Source organism: Luteimonas sp. Soil_N_1, from assembly GCF_057656255.1.
Genome location: NZ_JBDGKS010000001.1, coordinates 765,444 through 781,723, shown reverse-complemented (window position 1 = coordinate 781,723; position 16,280 = coordinate 765,444). Strand labels below are relative to the sequence as shown.

Sequence of the window (16,280 nt, the reverse complement as noted above, 5' to 3'; positions counted from 1 at the left end):
GACCCGCGCACCATCCGGTGCGCGGGTCCATGCGGACCCGGCGCGTGAGACTGCGGCACTAGCGTTCGAAGGTCCCGCTGTCCATGTCGAACCACGGCGTGCAGAGCGTCTGCTGGTCACCCGCATAGCCGAAGTCGGCCTGCCAGACTTCGACATCGCCACTGGCGTCGGGTGAGAACAGGCGCGCCTCGTCCGCCACTGCGACCCCGACGCACCATTGCACCTGCGCGGGTGTCGCCTCGAGCCAGTTCGAGAACCCGAACGTCGCATCGACGCTGTCGCCCGGCGCGACGCGGCGCGCCAGCGGCGTGGGCGGCACGGTGGGCGCCGGTGTCGGCAATGCGCGGGCGAGATGCGTCAGCGTCGCGCGTGCACCGGCCTGTGTCTGCAGCAGCGGCACACCGACATCGCCCGACGCCTGGCGACGCGTGAGTACCGCGTGCCGGTCGCCGCGGTCGAACACCAGCAGGGTGGTTTCGCCCGTATTGCGGATCCGGTAGTCCACGCGGATGCCCTCGCCTTCGCGCGCGAACACCGCCTCCAGGACGGCGCCTTCGACTTCGACACGGGCGCGGGCGGAATCACTGGACGGCATTTCGGATCTCTGCGTGGATGGGGAAGCAACGCCGGACACTGCAGGCGCCGGCCACACGGTACAGGCAATGCACGAGGCGGCAACGGCGAGTCGCAGGCGCTGCAGACCGGGCGACGGCACCCGTGGCGTGGACTCAGGGATGGGCATGGTCATCGATGAAGCTGCGTGGGCGTGTGCATGGCAGGTGGCGGACAGGGACCGTCTGCCGCGCGGGATCCGACGACGCGGAGGCGACGCATCTCTGCGTCGCCCCGTTGCGGATCACTGCATCAGAGCGCGTAGCTCGGACGATCCGGCAGACCCAGTTCGCGACGGATGCCGTTCTCGGTCAGGTGAATCGGATTGTGGGTGATCGCACCACTGCCGTCGAAATCGAAGGGCGTTGCACTGGTCTCCAGGCCCACGGCCTGTCGCTCGGCATTGGGGACGCGCCCGCTGTCGGGGCCTTCACCCCGATAGGTGCCCTGCAGGAACGTGCCGTTGACGCCGTTATAGGCATGCGACATCTCGTGGTACAGGACCACCGACGGCGCCGGGAACGCATCCATGTGGAACGACGGGTTGTAGCTGATCGTCACGTCGCCACCGGCACCCGGCCGGCCGTTGACGATGTCGGCGTCATTGCTGAAGGTCTGGGCATATCCGTTGTCTTCGTTCGACAGTTCCCGGATCGTCACGGTGTTGCCCTTGGCCTCGGCCGCCTGGTCGAACTCGGCCATCATCTGCTGCCCGTTGGGCGAGGCCCGCAGGAAATCCAGCTCCGACTGCATGCGCTGCTTGAAGGCATCGGAGCCTTCGACGCGCACGCCGGTGTCGCCGACGGTGCTGTCGATCTCGACGTTGACCACGGTTGGACGCGCACCGGTGGCGGCGTTGATGAGATCGCCCGCTTCGGCATAGATCGTGGTGTCCGCATGCGCGCCCTCGATCGTGTCGCCGCCGGCGCCCGCGTAGACGGTAGTGGTGCCTGCGCCGACGTTGATGGTGTCGTCGCCGCCACCGGCGGAGATGATGTCGAACGTGCCACCGCCGTGGATCACGTCGTCGCCGCGGCCACCCTCGATGTAGTTGGTGCCGGTGCCGGCGTGGATGGTGTCGCTGCCGTCGCCACCGTAGATCACGTTGACGCCGCTGCCACCGAAGATCTCGTTGGTGCCGCCGGTGGTGTGGATGTCGTTGCGGCCGCTGCCGGTGGCGCGGATGGTGTCGTCGCCATCGCCACTGGTGATGCGGTTGTCGCCGTCGCCTTCGACGTTGATGTCGTTGTTGCCGTCGCCGGCGTCGACGACGACGTTGACCTTGACGTTGGAAGCGACCTGGATGGTGTCGTTGCCGGCACCGGTGCGCAGCGTCAGTTCCTGTCCTTCGGCCAGACGCACTTCATAGCTTTCGCCGTTGACGGCGACATCGAGCGTGCCGTCGTCGCGCTGGGTGACGCCGACATTGTCGTCCCCGGTTCCGGTGGTGAAGACCACCTGGTCGCGGCTGACGTAGCCCTGGGCGACGGTGCGCTCGCGGGCGATCTCGACCTGGCCGTCGCTGTGCAGCGGATCGATCTGGATCGGCTTGCCATCGGGCGTGCGGCCGGTCGTCTGACCCGTGGAATTGCCACTGTTGCCATCGATCGCGATCGCGCCGTCGGGTGTGCGGTCCGGTCCATCCAGCAGCGACACGTCCTGGCCGTCGGCCAGCCCCTCGATGTCGGCGTGCGGATCGACACCGCCGGTGGCGGGACCGTCGTGATCATGCGTGTGCGTCGGTGCCAGCGGATTCTGCCAGTAACCCTGGGCGGCGTTGACGGAAGGAGACAGCGAATCGAGCGTGGTCATCGGGAACAGGCCTGCAGGACGGAAGACGGGGATCCATGTGTACGCCTCCGTATGGACTTTCCATACTGGGGCGTACCCTTGGTCCCCTGCCCGGCCCGCAGTTGCAGCCGAAACCATGCCCGGCTGCGTCCGACCGCTGCGTCGCAACATGCTTGCCGTAAAATGGCCGTTCCACCGATTACTGGATGTGCATCGCAATGGGCCTGGACTCCGTCCCCACCGGCAAGAATCCGCCGGACGAAATCAACGTCATCATCGAAATCCCGAAGGACGCCGAGCCCGTCAAGTACGAGGTCGACAAGGAAAGCGGCGCGATCTTCGTGGACCGCATCCTGTCCACGCCGATGCGGTATCCGTGCAACTACGGCTATGTGCCCAACACGGTCTGCGGCGACGGCGATCCGGCCGACGTGCTGGTCGTGCTGCCGCTGCCGCTGATTCCCGGCTCGGTGATCCGCTGCCGTCCGGTCGGCGTGCTGAAGATGACCGACGAGGCCGGCAGCGACGAGAAGATCCTCGCAGTGCCGGTGGAGAAGGTGTTCGGCGGCTACGCCCACATCAGCGACATCGAGCAGGTCTCAGCGCACTGGCTCGAGCGCATCGGCCACTTCTTCGAGCACTACAAGGATCTCGAGAAGGGCAAGTGGGTCAAGATCGAGGGCTGGGAGAACGCCGCGTCCGCCAAGGCGGTGCTGGTCGAGTCGATGGAACGCTACAAGCAGGGCGGTTGAGCCTGTCCGCACGGCATTGCCGTGCGGAGTGCGTTTCGGGAGAGGCCGCGCACTGCGCGGCCTTTCCTGTTTCCGGCGTCTGCCCGGTCGCGACGCGGTGTTGGATACCCGTCCTGCGTCAGCACCCGGGCGGGCTCAACGCGCCCAGCGGCCCAGGCGCCAGTGCAGCAGCACGGCGTAGGCCGCGTGGTAGCCGAGCAACAGGCCGGCCACGGCGAACAGACCGGCGGGCTCGCCCAGCGGGCCCCACGCCGCGAGCGCCGCGGTATCGCCGCGCATCCGCTCCCAGGCCTGCCAGATGCCTGCGGTGACCCGGGCGACGATGGCCAGCGTCAGCGCCAGCACGAGCCAGCGGTTGGGCGTGTACCAGACCTGCCCGGGACGATGCTCGACCCGGGTCAACAGCCAGCCGACGCCGCCGAGCGCGAGCCCTGCCAGCACGCCGAGCGCGGCGTAGGGAAACGCATGTGCGACGAACAGCTGCGTGACGCCCATCGCCGCGAGAAACAGCGCAAGCGACGCCGGAATCAGCCAGGCGTTGAGACGCGTCAGCCAGCGTCGCGGTTGTCGCCGTGACGTGCCCACGCGCCAGCGGTTCCACAGCGCCAGCGGCCACAGCAGCAGCATCAGCGCGAACAGGACCATCAGACACACGGCGAGCAGCAGGAGAGGCATGAGGTGTCGCGGATTCCGCAGGTGGCGTGCACGCATGATCGACGATCGCGTGCAGGACATCGATGAAGATGCGCGCCGATGCGCGCGGCGACGCTAGGGCGGCGGCGTTCCGTCGAGCCGCTTGATTTCCGGATCGACCGTGCCGGTGTCCGACAGCACTTTCTCGCGCCGGAACATGTACAGACCGCTGGCGACGATGATGCCGGTGCCCAGCCACGTCATGCCGTCGGGCAGCACCTGCCAGACGAACAGATCCAGCAGTACGACCCACAGCAGCGCGGTGTACTCCAGCGGCGCCACCTGGCTGGCTTCGCCGAGCCGGAACGCATGCGTCAGCCCGACCTGGCCCAGCGCACCGGTCACGCCGATCAGCGCGAGCACCCACCAGTGTTCGCGCTGCAGCGGCTGCCAGTCCGGCCACGCCAGCACACCGGCGAACACCGCCATCAGCACGAGGAACCAGAACACCAGCGCCTCGGGGCTGTCGCGTTGCGCAAGCTTGCGCACGGTGATCGACGCGATCGCGTAACACAGCGCACCACCGACGACCGACAGCCCGGCCAGCGTCGCCATGCCCTCGCCGGTCGGCCGCAGCACGACCAGCACACCGACGACGCCGAGCGCGATCGCCGTCCAGCGCCGTGGCCCGACCTTCTCGCCGAGCAACGGCACCGCCAGCGCGGTGACCATCAGCGGCGACACGAACACGATCGCGTAGGCCGTCGACAACGGCATCCGCGCCAGCCCGTAGACGAAGCCGGCGATCATGCCGACGCCCAGAATCCCCCGCAGCAGATGCAGCGGCCAGTGGATACGCAACAGACTGCCCGCACGCCCGCGCAGCAGCAGCCAGCCGACGATCAGCGGCAGCGTCGCCAGGCTGCGGAAGGTCGCGACCTGGAAGGCGGAATAGTCGTTGGCGATCCACTTCATGCCCGCATCCATGCCGGCGAACGCGAGCACGGCAAACAGCATCCACAGCGCGGCGGCGCGGGCATCGGTCCGGGGTGCAGTGGCGGAGCGGGACATGGGCGACTCGGCGGACGGGCCGCGCATCCTCGCATGGACGCGCGCGCCGGGCATCCGGCGCGCGCGTTACGGCTCAGCCCTTCAGCGTGGCCGTGTCGATGACGAAGCGGTAGCGCACGTCGCCCTTGAGCATGCGCTCGTAGGCGGTGTTGATGTCGGCGATGCCGATGCGCTCGATGTCGGACACGATGCCGTGCTCGGCGCAGAAGTCGAGCATTTCCTGGGTCTCACGGATGCCGCCGATCAGCGAACCGGTCAGGCGACGGCGCTGCATGATAAGTGCGCCGGCCGCGACCGGGGCCGGCTGGTCGGGCACGCCGAGCAGGATCATCGTGCCGTCGACCTTCAGCAGCGACAGATAGGCGTTGTAGTCGTGCGGCGCGGAGACGCTGTCGACGATGAAGTCGAAGGTCTTGGCCAGCGTCTTGAACGTGTTGTCGTCACGCGTGGCGGCGAAATCGTGCGCGCCGAGCTTCAGTGCGTCCTCGCGCTTGGATTCGGACGTGCTGAGCACGGTCACGCGCGCGCCCATCGCCACGGCGAACTTCACCGCCATGTGGCCGAGGCCGCCGAGGCCGACCACCGCGACTGCATCGCCGGCCTTGACGCCGAAATGGCGCAACGGCGAATAGGTGGTGATGCCGGCGCACAGCAGCGGCGCTGCGGCGTCGAGCGGCAGGGACTCCGGCACGCGCAGCACGTAGTCCTGGTCGACGGTGATGCGGGTCGAATAACCGCCGTAGGTCGGGGCGCTGCCGTCGCGTTCCATCGCGTTGTAGGTGCCGGTCATGCCCTGCTCGCAGAACTGCTCCTCGCCCGCCTGGCATTGCGCGCACGACCGGCAGGAGTCGACGAAACAGCCGACGCCCACGGCATCGCCGACCTTGAACTTCGTGACGCCGGTGCCGACTTCGGCGACATGGCCGACGATCTCGTGACCCGGGACCATCGGGAAGATCGAACCGCCCCACTCGTCGCGGACCTGGTGCAGATCGGAATGGCAGACGCCGCAGAAGGCGATATCGATCAGGACTTCATTCGCGCGCGGGGCGCGGCGCTGGATCGTGGTCGGCGCCAGTGGCGTGGTGGCGTCGGCGGCGGCGTAGGCAGGGGTGTCGAGCATGGCGGAGGCCTCGTCGTAGGCAATCGGGGGACCGCCTATTCTGCGCGCCGCCATGCGTCGCCGGTGTGGCAGTGACGGAACAGCCCATACCGCCTGTGCGGTAATCTGCGCGCCTTCGTCCCACCTGCAGGTGCCTACATGCCCTCCTTCGATATCGTCTCCGAAGTCGACACCCACGAGTTGACCAATGCCGTCGACCAGGCCAATCGCGAGCTGACCACGCGCTTCGACTTCAAGGGCGTCGAAGCCTCGTTCGAGCTCGACGAGGCGACCATCAAGCAGTCGGCGCCGAGCGACTTCCAGGTGCAGCAGATGACCGAAATCCTGCGTCAGCGCCTGGCCGCGCGGAAGATCGACGTGAAGTGTCTGGAGTTCGGTGACATCGAGACCAATCTCGCCGGCGCGCGGCAGACGGTGACCGTCAAGCAGGGCATCGAGCGCGATCTGGCCAAGAAGATCCAGAACACGCTCAAGGAGGCCAAGCTCAAGGTCGACAGCCAGATCAACGGCGACAAGCTGCGCGTGAACGGCAAGAAGCGTGACGACCTGCAGGCCGCGATGGCGCTGCTGCGCGGCGCGGATTTCGAACTGCCGCTGCAGTTCGACAACTTCCGCGACTGACCGCTACAGGTAACGCAGCCAGGCCCAGTCCCGGCGACGGGCCTTCAGCTGCGCGAACCACCGCACCGCCGGATACAGGCCCACCGCCAGGGCGGCGGCCACCGGCAGCAACCAGGCCGGGTGGTCGAAGCCGAAGAACGCGCCCTGGTTGCGTCCCCAGATGGCCTCAGCGCCGATGTACAGCAGCTTCAGCACATACAGGTGCAGCAGGTAGAAGAACATCGGCGCCGCACCGTATACGGCCAGCGGCGCCAGACGCCCGAAGAGACCGGGACGCTCGAACAGCCGGAGCAACAGCAGTCCCGCGCCCAGCGTGAGACACAGGAACAGCAGCGACGGCGGGTACTTGGTGACGTTGAACACGCTCATCAGCGTGCGCGTGACGTCCCCGCCGCCCTGCCAAGGCGCGTCGCCGTAACCGTTGAGGATGCGCAGCACCGCGAATGCCACCAGCGCCGCCACGCCCCAGCACAGCAGCAGGCGTCGGCGCCGCGCCGGATCGGCATCGCGCGCGAACCACGGACCGGCCGAATAGCCCAGCGCGATGACGCCGATCCACGGCAGCACCGGGTACGAGGTGCGCAGCCGCAGGCCATCGAAGGGTTCCAGCCATGCGCGCTGGTGCAGCACGGCCCAGAGCGTCGCCGCCGGCCCTTCGCCGGGCGCGACACCGTCGAGCAGGTTGTGGCCGGCGATGATCAGCAGGCCCAGCGCCACGAGCGCCGGGCGCGGCAGCCACAGCAGTGCCGACAACGCGAGCATCGACACGCCGATCGCCCAGATCACCTGCAGATAGACCGTGTCGGGCGGGAACGCGAAGGTCCAGGCGAAGTTGACCAGGGTCAGTTCCAGCACCACCAGAAACAGGCCGCGCTTGAACAGGAACGCGGCGGTTGCCGTGCGCGGATCCGCCTGCCGCTGGCCGTACAGCCACGCCGCCAGACCGGTGAGGAACACGAAGACCGGTGCACACAGGTGCGCCAGCAGCCGGAAGCCGAACAGCAGGGGCGAGACCTGGTCGACATCGACCGGATCCGACAGCTGCATGTGCAGATAGAAGGTCTCGCGGACGTGGTCGAGCAACATCAGCAGCATGACCAGGCCGCGCAGCAGATCGATCTGCGCCAGCCGCTGCGACGGCAGGGAGGAGGACAACGTGGACAACCGGGACACCACTGCAATAGTTATTTTATAACATCATAAACCATCGCAGCCGCTGGACTCGACTAGACTTCCCGCCCGATTCAAGGAGCGTTCCCGTATGCAGTCGCGCCCCGGTGCCGACCCGATCGCCGATACCCGCCTGTGGCTGGAACGCGCGGTGATCGGACTGAACCTGTGTCCTTTCGCCAAGGCGGTCGTGGTCAAGGCGCAGGTGCGCTTCGTGCTGAGCGACGCGATCACGCCCGAGACGCTGCTCGAAGTGCTGGGCGAGGAGCTGCTGCGCCTGCGCGACACGCCTGCCGACGACATCGACACGACCCTCATCGTGCACCCGCAGGTGCTCGGCGACTTCCTCGACTACAACGATTTCCTCGACCAGGCCGACGGCCTGGTCGAAGCGCTGGATCTCGATGGCGTGCTGCAGGTCGCGAGTTTCCACCCCGACTACCAGTTCGCCGGCACCGCGCCCGACGACATCGGCAACTACACCAACCGCGCGCCGTACCCGACGCTGCATCTGTTGCGCGAAGACAGCGTGGCACGCGCGGTGGATGCGTATCCCGAGCCGGACAGCATCATCGACCGCAATCTCGCCACGCTCGAAACGCTGGGACATGCCGGCTGGGCGCGGCTGTTCACCGCAGCGAACTGAAGGGCAGCGCGACCCGGGACTGCGTCGCGTGTCTGGCTACCGCAGGAACGTCAGGTCAGTGCGCCGGCGCCGTCTGCTCGGCGGCGCTCTGCAGTGCCTGCGTCGGGTGCCGTTCCATCTCAGGCGCCTGCGCCGTGACCTGGTCGCGCGCGCCGAGTCGCGTCTGACCTTCTGCCAGCCATGCCTGCGCGCCCGTCGTCTCCATCAGTGCGGACGACGCCTGTCTTGCGGACTCCGCATCGCCCTGCCTGACCGCCGAGAACAGACGCTCCAGCGCGGCGCCTGTGCCACCTGACAGCAGTGCGGACTGCGTCTGCAACGTCGGCGCTTCCACCTTCCGGTCGCGCTCGCGCAGCATGTCCCGCGCGGCCGCTTCCTGTTCGGCGACGTGGCGCTCCAGGCTCGGCAACACGGCCGACGCCATGCCGTGGCGCTCCACCGCCTCGGACAGCGCCGGGCCGGCCTCGCGCACCAGTTCGATCGCACCGGACCAATGCTGGATCCCCTGCGGCGTGCGCGGGTCGAATCTGAGAGCGCCGCCGGCAATCACGCCACTCAGTCCGCCGAGCCCTGCACCGGCGGTCGGCGCATGCGCCGTCACCTGCGTGAGTCGCGCGCCGGCGACTTCGAAGCCCGCGTCGAGGCGTTCGCCGACGTAGACAAGCTGATTGCGCGCCTGGGTGCCGACCGCACTCGTACCTGCCTGGACGCCGTCTGCGATGGCACCGGCCACGTCGCGCCGATCCTGCGCCGCAGCGCGCCCCTGTTCGATCGCAGCTGCGGCTTCGCTCCGGTTGCGTTGCAGCGCGGCATCGCCTTCTGTCTCGATGCGTTCCGCGCGCGCGTACAGACCCTCGCGCCATGTGTCGGAGAACATGCCCGCCGCATCTCCCACGCTGCGCAGGAGACCACCACGCGCGCTCGCAACACCCGCTTGTGCCCGGCCTTGCGCATGATCGATGGCCGCCGCGCCATGCGCGCCCACCAGCCGCGCCTGCGCGGTGAACTCCCCCATCGCCTGTGTGCCCTGCGATAACACGATGCCTGCGCCTTGCCAGGTCCGGTCGATGTGGACGCCGGCGAGCGACGTTCCGGTGCGCGCCGCATCACCAGCGTTCGCGAGTCCGTCGCCCAGCGCGCGGCCTCCGTTGGCGACCACTTCGCCCGCCTGTGCGCCGGCGTTCGCACCACGCGCGCCCATCGCCAGCACGGTCAGAAGGGGTCCGCCCAGCTGATGCAGTTCGGCCATCGAGGCACGGTCTTCGCGCGCGACGAGCGCTTGTTCCTGTTGCGTCATCGCCACCAGCGGTGGCATGCGTTTGCCTGCGGCCTCGGGCATGTTGTGGATCATGGACGCTGCCTCGCCGCGCTCGAGCGCGGCGAGCAGTGCGCGCACGGCGGGATGCGACGATTCGGGGATGCTCGGGAGCAGCCGGTGCTCGAGATAGTCACGGCCAGCCGGCGTGCTTTGCAGAGCGGCGACGCCATTGGTGAAGACCGTTGCAAACCGCTCGCGCTGCAGATCGCTCATGCCACGGATGTCCTGCTGCACGCCGTCGTTGAGGATTTCGCCTTGCACCTGCCAGGCGGTGACGGTTTCGCTGGTGTCGAAGAGCTGCGCTCCCGGCTTGTCTTTCAGGAAGTTGGGCGCGGTGTCCGGATGCAGCCCGGCCGCGTTGAAGGTCACCGTTCGCATGCCTGTCACTGCGGATGCCGCCGACGCCATGCCAGCGCCAAGGCTGTGACCCGCGATATCGAAGTCGAGCCCTGCGCGCTCGAGTGCGAGCGCCAACCTCATTGCGCCGGTGTAGTAATGGGTCTCTTTCCCGATCGATTGCGGCAGATTGTTGCCAAGGAAATCCTCAAGCGAAGTGTCGCGCAGCGCGCCGTTCTCGATGACCTCTCCTCTGGAGCCCTTGAACACAAGGGTCGGTTTGAAGCCCGGCCCCAATACGGCAGTATCCGGAATGTAGATTTCCGCTCGTAGCCCAGAGTCCCCGGGATGCAGCAGTTCCCGGATCTCCGCATCATCAAGATCGAGATCGGGCAGCAGCTCCCGCAGCAATCCCGGATTCGCACTGACGCGTGCCCAGCCCGCATCGGGTGCCCCGACATTCTTGGCGGCGTCGTAGCTGTCATGCGACAACCCGGCCATCTCCAGTGCGTGATAGAGCGTTTCAAGCCGGTCAGCTTCCTCGGCGGCCGCATAGGAACCGCTGCTGCGCAGTTCATGCAACAGATGCTGCCGTGCCTCGTGGCGTGTCGTCATGTTCCACCTCCTTCGTCGTCCATGTCGGGCAGTGGAATCTGGTCTTCGCTGTGTGGAAACCCGAGCGCCTCGCGTTTTTTCCGATGGAACTCCGGCATGGGCGGACGTTCGAATCCGCGCGCCAACAGCCAACGCTGGCATTTGATCTGCCACTGCGGATCATCCGGATTGCCGTGATGCCAGAAAATCGCCTCGATCACATGCGAGTCGGCGCGCTGCACCGGCCTTCCGTAGGAGAACTGCACCGAAGGATCAGCGCCATGTTCCAGTAGCCAGTACACCATCTCGAAGGCGCCGAAAAGCACATAGCTGTCGATGATCGAGCTGCCTGGGGATGCCCGGGCATTTACATCCGCCCCGCGCTCCACCAGTAGCTGCACGTTCTCCCATCTGTCGTGTAGGAAGCCCTGGTACAGCAGCGTCTCGCGGTTGGGATTGCGCGTATCCGGGTCACCACCATGGTCCAGAAGCATCCGCAAATAGACTGGATCCTGCTGCCGGACAGCCCAGACCATTGCATTGCTGTGGTATCGGACGATTCCATCGTCGGACGGGTAGCGCGTTTTCACGTTCGGATCCGCACCGCTCTCCAGCATCGCGCGAAGCCCGTCGGGATTGCCGCGATAGATCGGCCACGCGAGCATCGGAATCCCGCCGTCGCGTCCCCAGAACACACCATAGGGATCGACGCCCTCGTCGCGCATCAGGCGACGGACCGCGGCCGCGTCACCGCTGCCGGCCGCGATGGCCAGCGCCTGCAGTTTCGGATCTTCGAACACACGCGCGGCCGCGGCGCGTTCGCCCGTTGGGTCAGGGGGCGGCAACGCCAGCACGCAGCCGGACAGCGCGACGATCGACGCCGCCAGGGCAAGCAACCATTTCGTGCACAGGTCGCGCCACTGCGACATGCGGGCGTGGCGACCTGACGGACCCATCGTGTCCATTCCGACCTCGGCGCTTCCATACGCGATCGGTCGAGGTTAGCCCAGACGTCGGAACGAGCGCTGCCCGCAACGCTGCAGGGAATTCCTGACCCGGCCTCGGCGCCAACTGACCGGCTCAGACAGCGACCGCTATCAACACATAAAAATATGTTTATATAATGACCGCCGGACCGACCTGCCCCGCTCTCCCATGTCGCACGACCACGATCACACCCACGAACACGGCCACAGCCACGCGCCGTCGGTTTCCGCCGCCAACGAACGCGTGGTGCTGACCGGCTTCGCGCTGACCGCGAGCTTCATGCTGGTCGAGGTCGTGGGTGGCGTGCTGTCGGGTTCGCTGGCGCTGATCGCCGATGCCGGGCACATGCTGACCGATGCGGCGGCGCTGCTGCTGGCATGGGTGGGTTTTCGCATCGGGCGCCGTGCATCCGATGCCCGGCGGACGTTCGGCTACATGCGATTCGAGGTTCTCGCCGGTCTGGTCAATGCGGTCACGCTGTTTGCGCTGGTGATCTGGATCGTCTGGGAGGCCGTCCAGCGGCTGCGCAGCCCGGGCGAGGTGCTGGCCGGGCCGATGCTCGCGGTCGCGGTGGTCGGCCTGCTGGTGAACTGTCTGGTGTTCTGGATCCTGCATCGCGGCGACCAGTCGCACGTCAACATCAAGGGCGCCACGATTCACGTGCTGGGCGATCTGCTCGGCTCGGTCGCGGCCATCATCGCGGCGCTGGTGATCCACTTCACCGGCTGGATGCCGATCGATCCGATCCTGTCGGTGCTGGTGTGCCTGCTGATCCTGCGCAGCGCCTGGGCGTTGCTGCGCAGCGCGTTCGACATCCTGATGGAAGCCGTGCCGCCGGACATTGATATCGCCGTACTGCAGGACCACGTGCGCAACACCGTGGCGGGCGTCGCAGACATCGACCACGTGCATGTGTGGTCGATCACGTCGGGCAAGGTGCTGGCGACGCTGGAACTCACGCTGTCCGAAAACGCGCAACCGGCGCAGGTGGTGCCCGCGGTCAAACGCGCGCTCGCCGAGCGGTTCGCGATCGGCCACGCCACCGTTGAAGTCGTGCACATGCCACAGGCGCAGTGCGCGCTGGAGCAGCAGCGCAGCGGCGACGCGCATGCGCACGAACACGCGCATCACCACGATCAAGATCACGACGACACGCACGACACGCCGCATGGCTCCGGTGCTGTGCGATGACCACTCTCGATGATGCGCGTCTGGCGATTCTCGCCGAGACCTTCAAGCTGCTCGGCGATCCCACGCGCCTGCGGGTGCTGCTGACCTGTCTCGACGGGCCGGTCGCGGTTGGCGAGATCGCGCGCCGCACGGGCGCCTCGCAGCCCCTGGTCAGCCATCACCTGCGACTGCTGCGCGGCGCTCGACTGGTGCGTGGCGAGCGTCAGGCGCGTCAGGTGCTGTACGAGGCCGACGACGCGCACGTGCAGGACATGCTGCGCGACATGCTCGACCACACCGGCGAGCACGCCTGATCACGAGGCAGGGAGGCCCCACATCGGCGGCGCTCACTACGAACGCCTGCCGACGAAGCCGAATTCACCTGCCAGCGGACCTGTGTGGGTTCGGCTCGAACACGCAGTGGCCTTTGCGGGTGGTCCCCTGCCGCTGCGATCAGACAGCCGTCGTCACCGGCAACCATGGCGCCAGCAGCACCTGCGCATCCTCCAGCGAGTCCACAATGCGATGCCCGAGCGCACGCACGTCGTCGTCCGGCGCCAGCAGATCCGGCACCTGCACCACGGTCATGCCGGCGGCGAGTGCAGCGCGTACACCGGTCGGCGAGTCCTCCAGCACCAGGCACTGCGCCGGCGGCACGCCGAGACGCTCGGCGGCGAGCAGATAGACATCCGGCGCAGGCTTGGGATGCGCGACATCGCTGCTGGTACAGACCACGTCGAAGTATCCGAGCAGTTCCGCCGCTTCAAGCTTGCGCTGTGCCAACGGTGCACGTGTCGACGTCGCGACTGCGCGCGGCATGGCGTGCAACGAGAGCAGATCGAGCAGCGCGACGACGCCCGGCCGGTGCGGCAAGCCCGCCTCCGCCATGGCCACGTAACGCGCCTGCCCGCGCCCCAGCAATTCAGACGTGACCGTCGTGCCGACACGATCGGTCAGCAACGCGCGACAGACCGCATCTCCACGGCCGGTCATGCCCAGCCACCACTCGGGCTCGATGTCTGCGCCCTGCTCTGCCGCAGCCTCGCGGAAGCAATCGAGAATCGCGCGCTCGCTGTCGAGCATGAGCCCGTCCATGTCGAAGATCACCGCCGCGGGCCGGAACGGCAGCGGCGCGATCTCAGCCATGCGCGGCCATCAGCCTCTCGATATCGGCGGCATCGAGCGCACGCCATGCGCCTTCCGGCAGATCATCGAGCGCAAGTCCGCCGACGCGGCTGCGATGCAGCGCGACGACGTGGTTGCCCACCGCGGCGAACATGCGCCGCACCTGGTGATAACGACCTTCGGTGATCGTCAGTCGCGCCTGCGTCGGCGACAGCACGTCGAGCACTGCCGGCTTCAACGGGGTGTTGTCCGCCTCCAGCAGCATCGCGCCGCTGGCGAACAGCACGGCTTCGTTGCCGCGCAACGGCTCGGCGAGCGTGGCCTCGTAGACCTTCGGCAACGCGGCCTTCGGCGAGATGATCCGGTGCAGCAACTGGCCATCGTCGGTGAACAGCAGCAGGCCGCTGGTCTCGCGATCGAGTCGACCGACCGTCGACAGCACCGGCGATCGCAGCCGGAAACGCGGCGGCAACAAGTCGTAGACCAGGCGTCCGATGTCCTTGGTCGAACAGGTGTAGCCGGGCGGCTTGTGCATCAGCAGCGTCAGGCCGAGCGGCGGATCGAGCGGTTCGCCGTCGACGCGCACGTCGGCATGGCCGACCTGGTCGTCGGCATACAGCACATCGCCGGCCGCATCGGTGACCCGGCCTTCGCGGAACATCCACGCGACCTGCTTGCGGCTGCCGTAGCCGAGATTGGCGAGCAGTTTGACCAGCTTCATGCGCGGTGCCTCGCCGGCGTCGCGCGTGCGCGCACCGCATGGATCACTTTGAACGCGCCGCTGGACGCGATCTCGTTGACCTCGCTGAAGCGCGAATCAAGCACTTCCTCGTACGGAAGATGGCGGTTGGCGACCAGCCACAAGGCGCCGCCTGGTTTCAACGCGACTGCAGCGGCGCCGATGAACGCGCGTCCGATGTCGGGCCGGCCTTCGCGGCCGTGCGCATGGAACGGCGGATTGCTGACGATGAAGTCATAGCCCTGCGGCACGCCGGTGGTGACGTCGTGCCAGTGATAAGCCAGCGTCGCGCCCGCGCCGAGTGCATCCAGATTCCGGCGGGCCAGTGTCAGCGCGCGACCTTCCGCTTCGAAAACGTCCAGCGCAGTGATGCCCTTGCAACGCTGCAGCAGTTCGGCGGACAGATAGCCGTAACCAGCCCCCAGATCGGCGCCGCGCCCGGCCAGCGTGCTCGGCAAGTGCGATGCCAGCAGCGCGGACGCGGGATCGATGCGGTCCCAGGCGAACACGCCCGGGCGGCTCTGGAAACGGCCGCCGAGCACGTCGCGTGGACGGTCCAGCGTGGCCCAGCTCTCGACCAGCGCGGTGTCGACGGTGTCACCGGCCTGCGCCCAGAACACGCGGCATTTGTGCTTCGACAATGCGCCGATGTTGCCGGCGAGCCTCGCGAGATCATCCTGCGCGGACTTCGCGCCCGCGTCATTGGACACGCTGGCCAGCACCCAGCCGCCTGGCGTCACCGTCTGCAGCGCACGCGCAAGTACCGCGCGCGACTCGTCGCGCTGACGCGGCGGCAGCACCAGCACGAGCGGTTTGCGCGGCAATGCGACATCACCGTCGTCGCCGGGCAGCACCTCGAGACCGGCGCGCTGCAGGGCCACATGCAGTGGCTTGAGGCTCTGTTCGCAGACCAGACCCGGCCAGCGGCCACCGGTCGTCGGCACGCCCGGACGCGCGCGCAGGAACAGTGCGCCGTCGTCGGGCCAGGGGATCTGGCGGTGTTCGAGCGGCAGGAACAAGGCGTCGAGGGCGGGATCGGACTGCGACAAGGCGGGTACGCACGCGAGGAAGATCGGGACGCGGATTCTAACCGGCAGCCTGCCGGCATCGTTCCAGGACCGGCCTGCCCAGCGCATGCACCGCGTGTGCACCTGTACGGAAGGCTGCGGCGCAATCGAATCCCAACGCGATCTTGAGCTTTCCCGAACATCCGCCCGCGCAGTCTCCAATCCTGTCCACAGTCCGGGAGATTCCGATGCGCGCACTGTTCGTCGGCGGTGTCATCGACAACAACGAACTCGACCTCGACGGCACCGAGCCGCCGGTGCACTACCCGCCCGAAACCGGCAGCGGGCACTCGCGTTATCGCCTCCATGCGGTCGGCCGCAGCGGCGATGACGTTGCGTATGCGGTCTACGGCGCGCCGGATGTGTCGACCGGGGAAGTCCAACGGGTCAGCGGCGAACGCGACTATGCGCGGCGCTTCGGTGCGACCGAGACTGCGGTCGACTGAGCGTCGAACCGCCGCCGTCGCCTGCGCCCCAGCCGGGCGCAGGATGCGGCGCTCCGGCAACACCGTGACGACCACATCG

17 protein-coding genes are annotated in these 16,280 nt (G+C 67.5%); 6 read left to right on the top strand and 11 right to left on the bottom strand.

What is annotated here, in order from left to right; translation table 11 throughout:
* Positions 1–58: 58 nt before the first annotated feature.
* Both AC3A4E_RS03550 and AC3A4E_RS03545 read right to left on the bottom strand, forming a co-directional pair.
* Positions 59–595, bottom strand: a complete 537-nt coding sequence (locus AC3A4E_RS03550) for a hypothetical protein (protein WP_487630186.1) — start codon at positions 593–595, stop codon at positions 59–61.
* A 269-nt stretch (positions 596–864) separates the two neighbouring features.
* Positions 865–2,424 carry a M91 family zinc metallopeptidase gene (locus AC3A4E_RS03545; protein ID WP_487630185.1) on the bottom strand — a complete coding sequence of 520 codons (1,560 nt, stop codon included), beginning with the start codon at positions 2,422–2,424 and terminating at the stop codon, positions 865–867.
* Positions 2,425–2,621: 197 nt separating this feature from the next.
* Between AC3A4E_RS03545 and ppa the strand changes: the two genes are divergently transcribed.
* A complete protein-coding gene (gene ppa, locus AC3A4E_RS03540; RefSeq protein WP_487630184.1) occupies positions 2,622–3,155 on the top strand; it encodes an inorganic diphosphatase in 534 nt (177 codons plus the stop codon).
* Between the two features lie 135 nt (positions 3,156–3,290).
* On the opposite strand, the gene AC3A4E_RS03535 is transcribed toward ppa, so the two are convergent.
* From AC3A4E_RS03535 to AC3A4E_RS03525, 3 genes are all read right to left on the bottom strand, one after another.
* Positions 3,291–3,830 carry a DUF1453 domain-containing protein gene (locus AC3A4E_RS03535; protein ID WP_487630183.1) on the bottom strand — a complete coding sequence of 180 codons (540 nt, stop codon included), beginning with the start codon at positions 3,828–3,830 and terminating at the stop codon, positions 3,291–3,293.
* Positions 3,831–3,923: 93 nt separating this feature from the next.
* A complete protein-coding gene (locus tag AC3A4E_RS03530) occupies positions 3,924–4,859 on the bottom strand; it encodes a DMT family transporter (RefSeq protein ID WP_487630182.1) in 936 nt (311 codons plus the stop codon).
* A 73-nt stretch (positions 4,860–4,932) separates the two neighbouring features.
* Positions 4,933–5,982 (bottom strand): NAD(P)-dependent alcohol dehydrogenase, encoded by a 1,050-nt coding sequence (locus AC3A4E_RS03525; RefSeq protein WP_487630181.1) that lies wholly within the window; start codon positions 5,980–5,982, stop codon positions 4,933–4,935.
* A 138-nt stretch (positions 5,983–6,120) separates the two neighbouring features.
* On the opposite strand from AC3A4E_RS03525, the gene AC3A4E_RS03520 reads away from it, so the two are divergent.
* Complete coding sequence (locus AC3A4E_RS03520; RefSeq protein WP_487630180.1) at positions 6,121–6,603, top strand: YajQ family cyclic di-GMP-binding protein; 483 nt, start codon at positions 6,121–6,123, stop codon at positions 6,601–6,603.
* Positions 6,604–6,606: 3 nt separating this feature from the next.
* Here AC3A4E_RS03520 and AC3A4E_RS03515 read toward each other — a convergent pair whose 3' ends face one another.
* Positions 6,607–7,758 carry an acetyltransferase domain-containing protein gene (locus AC3A4E_RS03515; protein WP_487630179.1) on the bottom strand — a complete coding sequence of 384 codons (1,152 nt, stop codon included), beginning with the start codon at positions 7,756–7,758 and terminating at the stop codon, positions 6,607–6,609.
* Between the two features lie 106 nt (positions 7,759–7,864).
* Here AC3A4E_RS03515 and AC3A4E_RS03510 point away from each other — a divergent pair, with 106 nt between their 5' ends.
* A complete protein-coding gene (locus AC3A4E_RS03510; protein ID WP_487630178.1) occupies positions 7,865–8,419 on the top strand; it encodes a DUF1415 domain-containing protein in 555 nt (184 codons plus the stop codon).
* A 55-nt stretch (positions 8,420–8,474) separates the two neighbouring features.
* Here AC3A4E_RS03510 and AC3A4E_RS03505 read toward each other — a convergent pair whose 3' ends face one another.
* On the bottom strand, positions 8,475–10,655 hold the full coding sequence (locus AC3A4E_RS03505) for a Tle-like phospholipase domain-containing protein (protein ID WP_487630177.1): 2,181 nt from the start codon (positions 10,653–10,655) through the stop codon (positions 8,475–8,477).
* 29 nt (positions 10,656–10,684) lie between these two features.
* Complete coding sequence (locus tag AC3A4E_RS03500; RefSeq protein ID WP_487630176.1) at positions 10,685–11,632, bottom strand: ankyrin repeat domain-containing protein; 948 nt, start codon at positions 11,630–11,632, stop codon at positions 10,685–10,687.
* Between the two features lie 190 nt (positions 11,633–11,822).
* Between AC3A4E_RS03500 and AC3A4E_RS03495 the strand changes: the two genes are divergently transcribed.
* Complete coding sequence (locus tag AC3A4E_RS03495; RefSeq protein ID WP_487630175.1) at positions 11,823–12,845, top strand: cation diffusion facilitator family transporter; 1,023 nt, start codon at positions 11,823–11,825, stop codon at positions 12,843–12,845.
* Positions 12,842–13,138: an ArsR/SmtB family transcription factor gene (locus tag AC3A4E_RS03490; protein WP_232137444.1), complete on the top strand. Its 297-nt coding sequence runs from the start codon at positions 12,842–12,844 to the stop codon at positions 13,136–13,138. Before AC3A4E_RS03495 ends, AC3A4E_RS03490 begins: the two co-directional genes overlap by 4 nt.
* 139 nt (positions 13,139–13,277) lie before the next feature.
* Here the strand turns inward: AC3A4E_RS03490 and AC3A4E_RS03485 are convergent, their stop codons facing one another.
* The 3 genes from AC3A4E_RS03485 to AC3A4E_RS03475 are packed head-to-tail and all read right to left on the bottom strand — an operon-like array spanning position 13,278 to position 15,737.
* Entirely contained in the window at positions 13,278–13,970 is a 693-nt protein-coding gene (locus tag AC3A4E_RS03485) for an HAD family hydrolase (protein WP_487630174.1), read from the bottom strand.
* The gene (locus AC3A4E_RS03480; RefSeq protein WP_487630173.1) at positions 13,963–14,670 is read right to left on the bottom strand and encodes a pseudouridine synthase; all 708 of its coding nucleotides are present in this window, start codon (positions 14,668–14,670) and stop codon (positions 13,963–13,965) included. Before AC3A4E_RS03480 ends, AC3A4E_RS03485 begins: the two co-directional genes overlap by 8 nt.
* On the bottom strand, positions 14,667–15,737 hold the full coding sequence (locus AC3A4E_RS03475; protein ID WP_487630172.1) for a class I SAM-dependent methyltransferase: 1,071 nt from the start codon (positions 15,735–15,737) through the stop codon (positions 14,667–14,669). Before AC3A4E_RS03475 ends, AC3A4E_RS03480 begins: the two co-directional genes overlap by 4 nt.
* Positions 15,738–15,943: 206 nt before the next feature.
* Between AC3A4E_RS03475 and AC3A4E_RS03470 the strand changes: the two genes are divergently transcribed.
* On the top strand, positions 15,944–16,201 hold the full coding sequence (locus tag AC3A4E_RS03470; protein ID WP_487630171.1) for a hypothetical protein: 258 nt from the start codon (positions 15,944–15,946) through the stop codon (positions 16,199–16,201).
* Positions 16,202–16,280 lie beyond the last annotated feature (79 nt).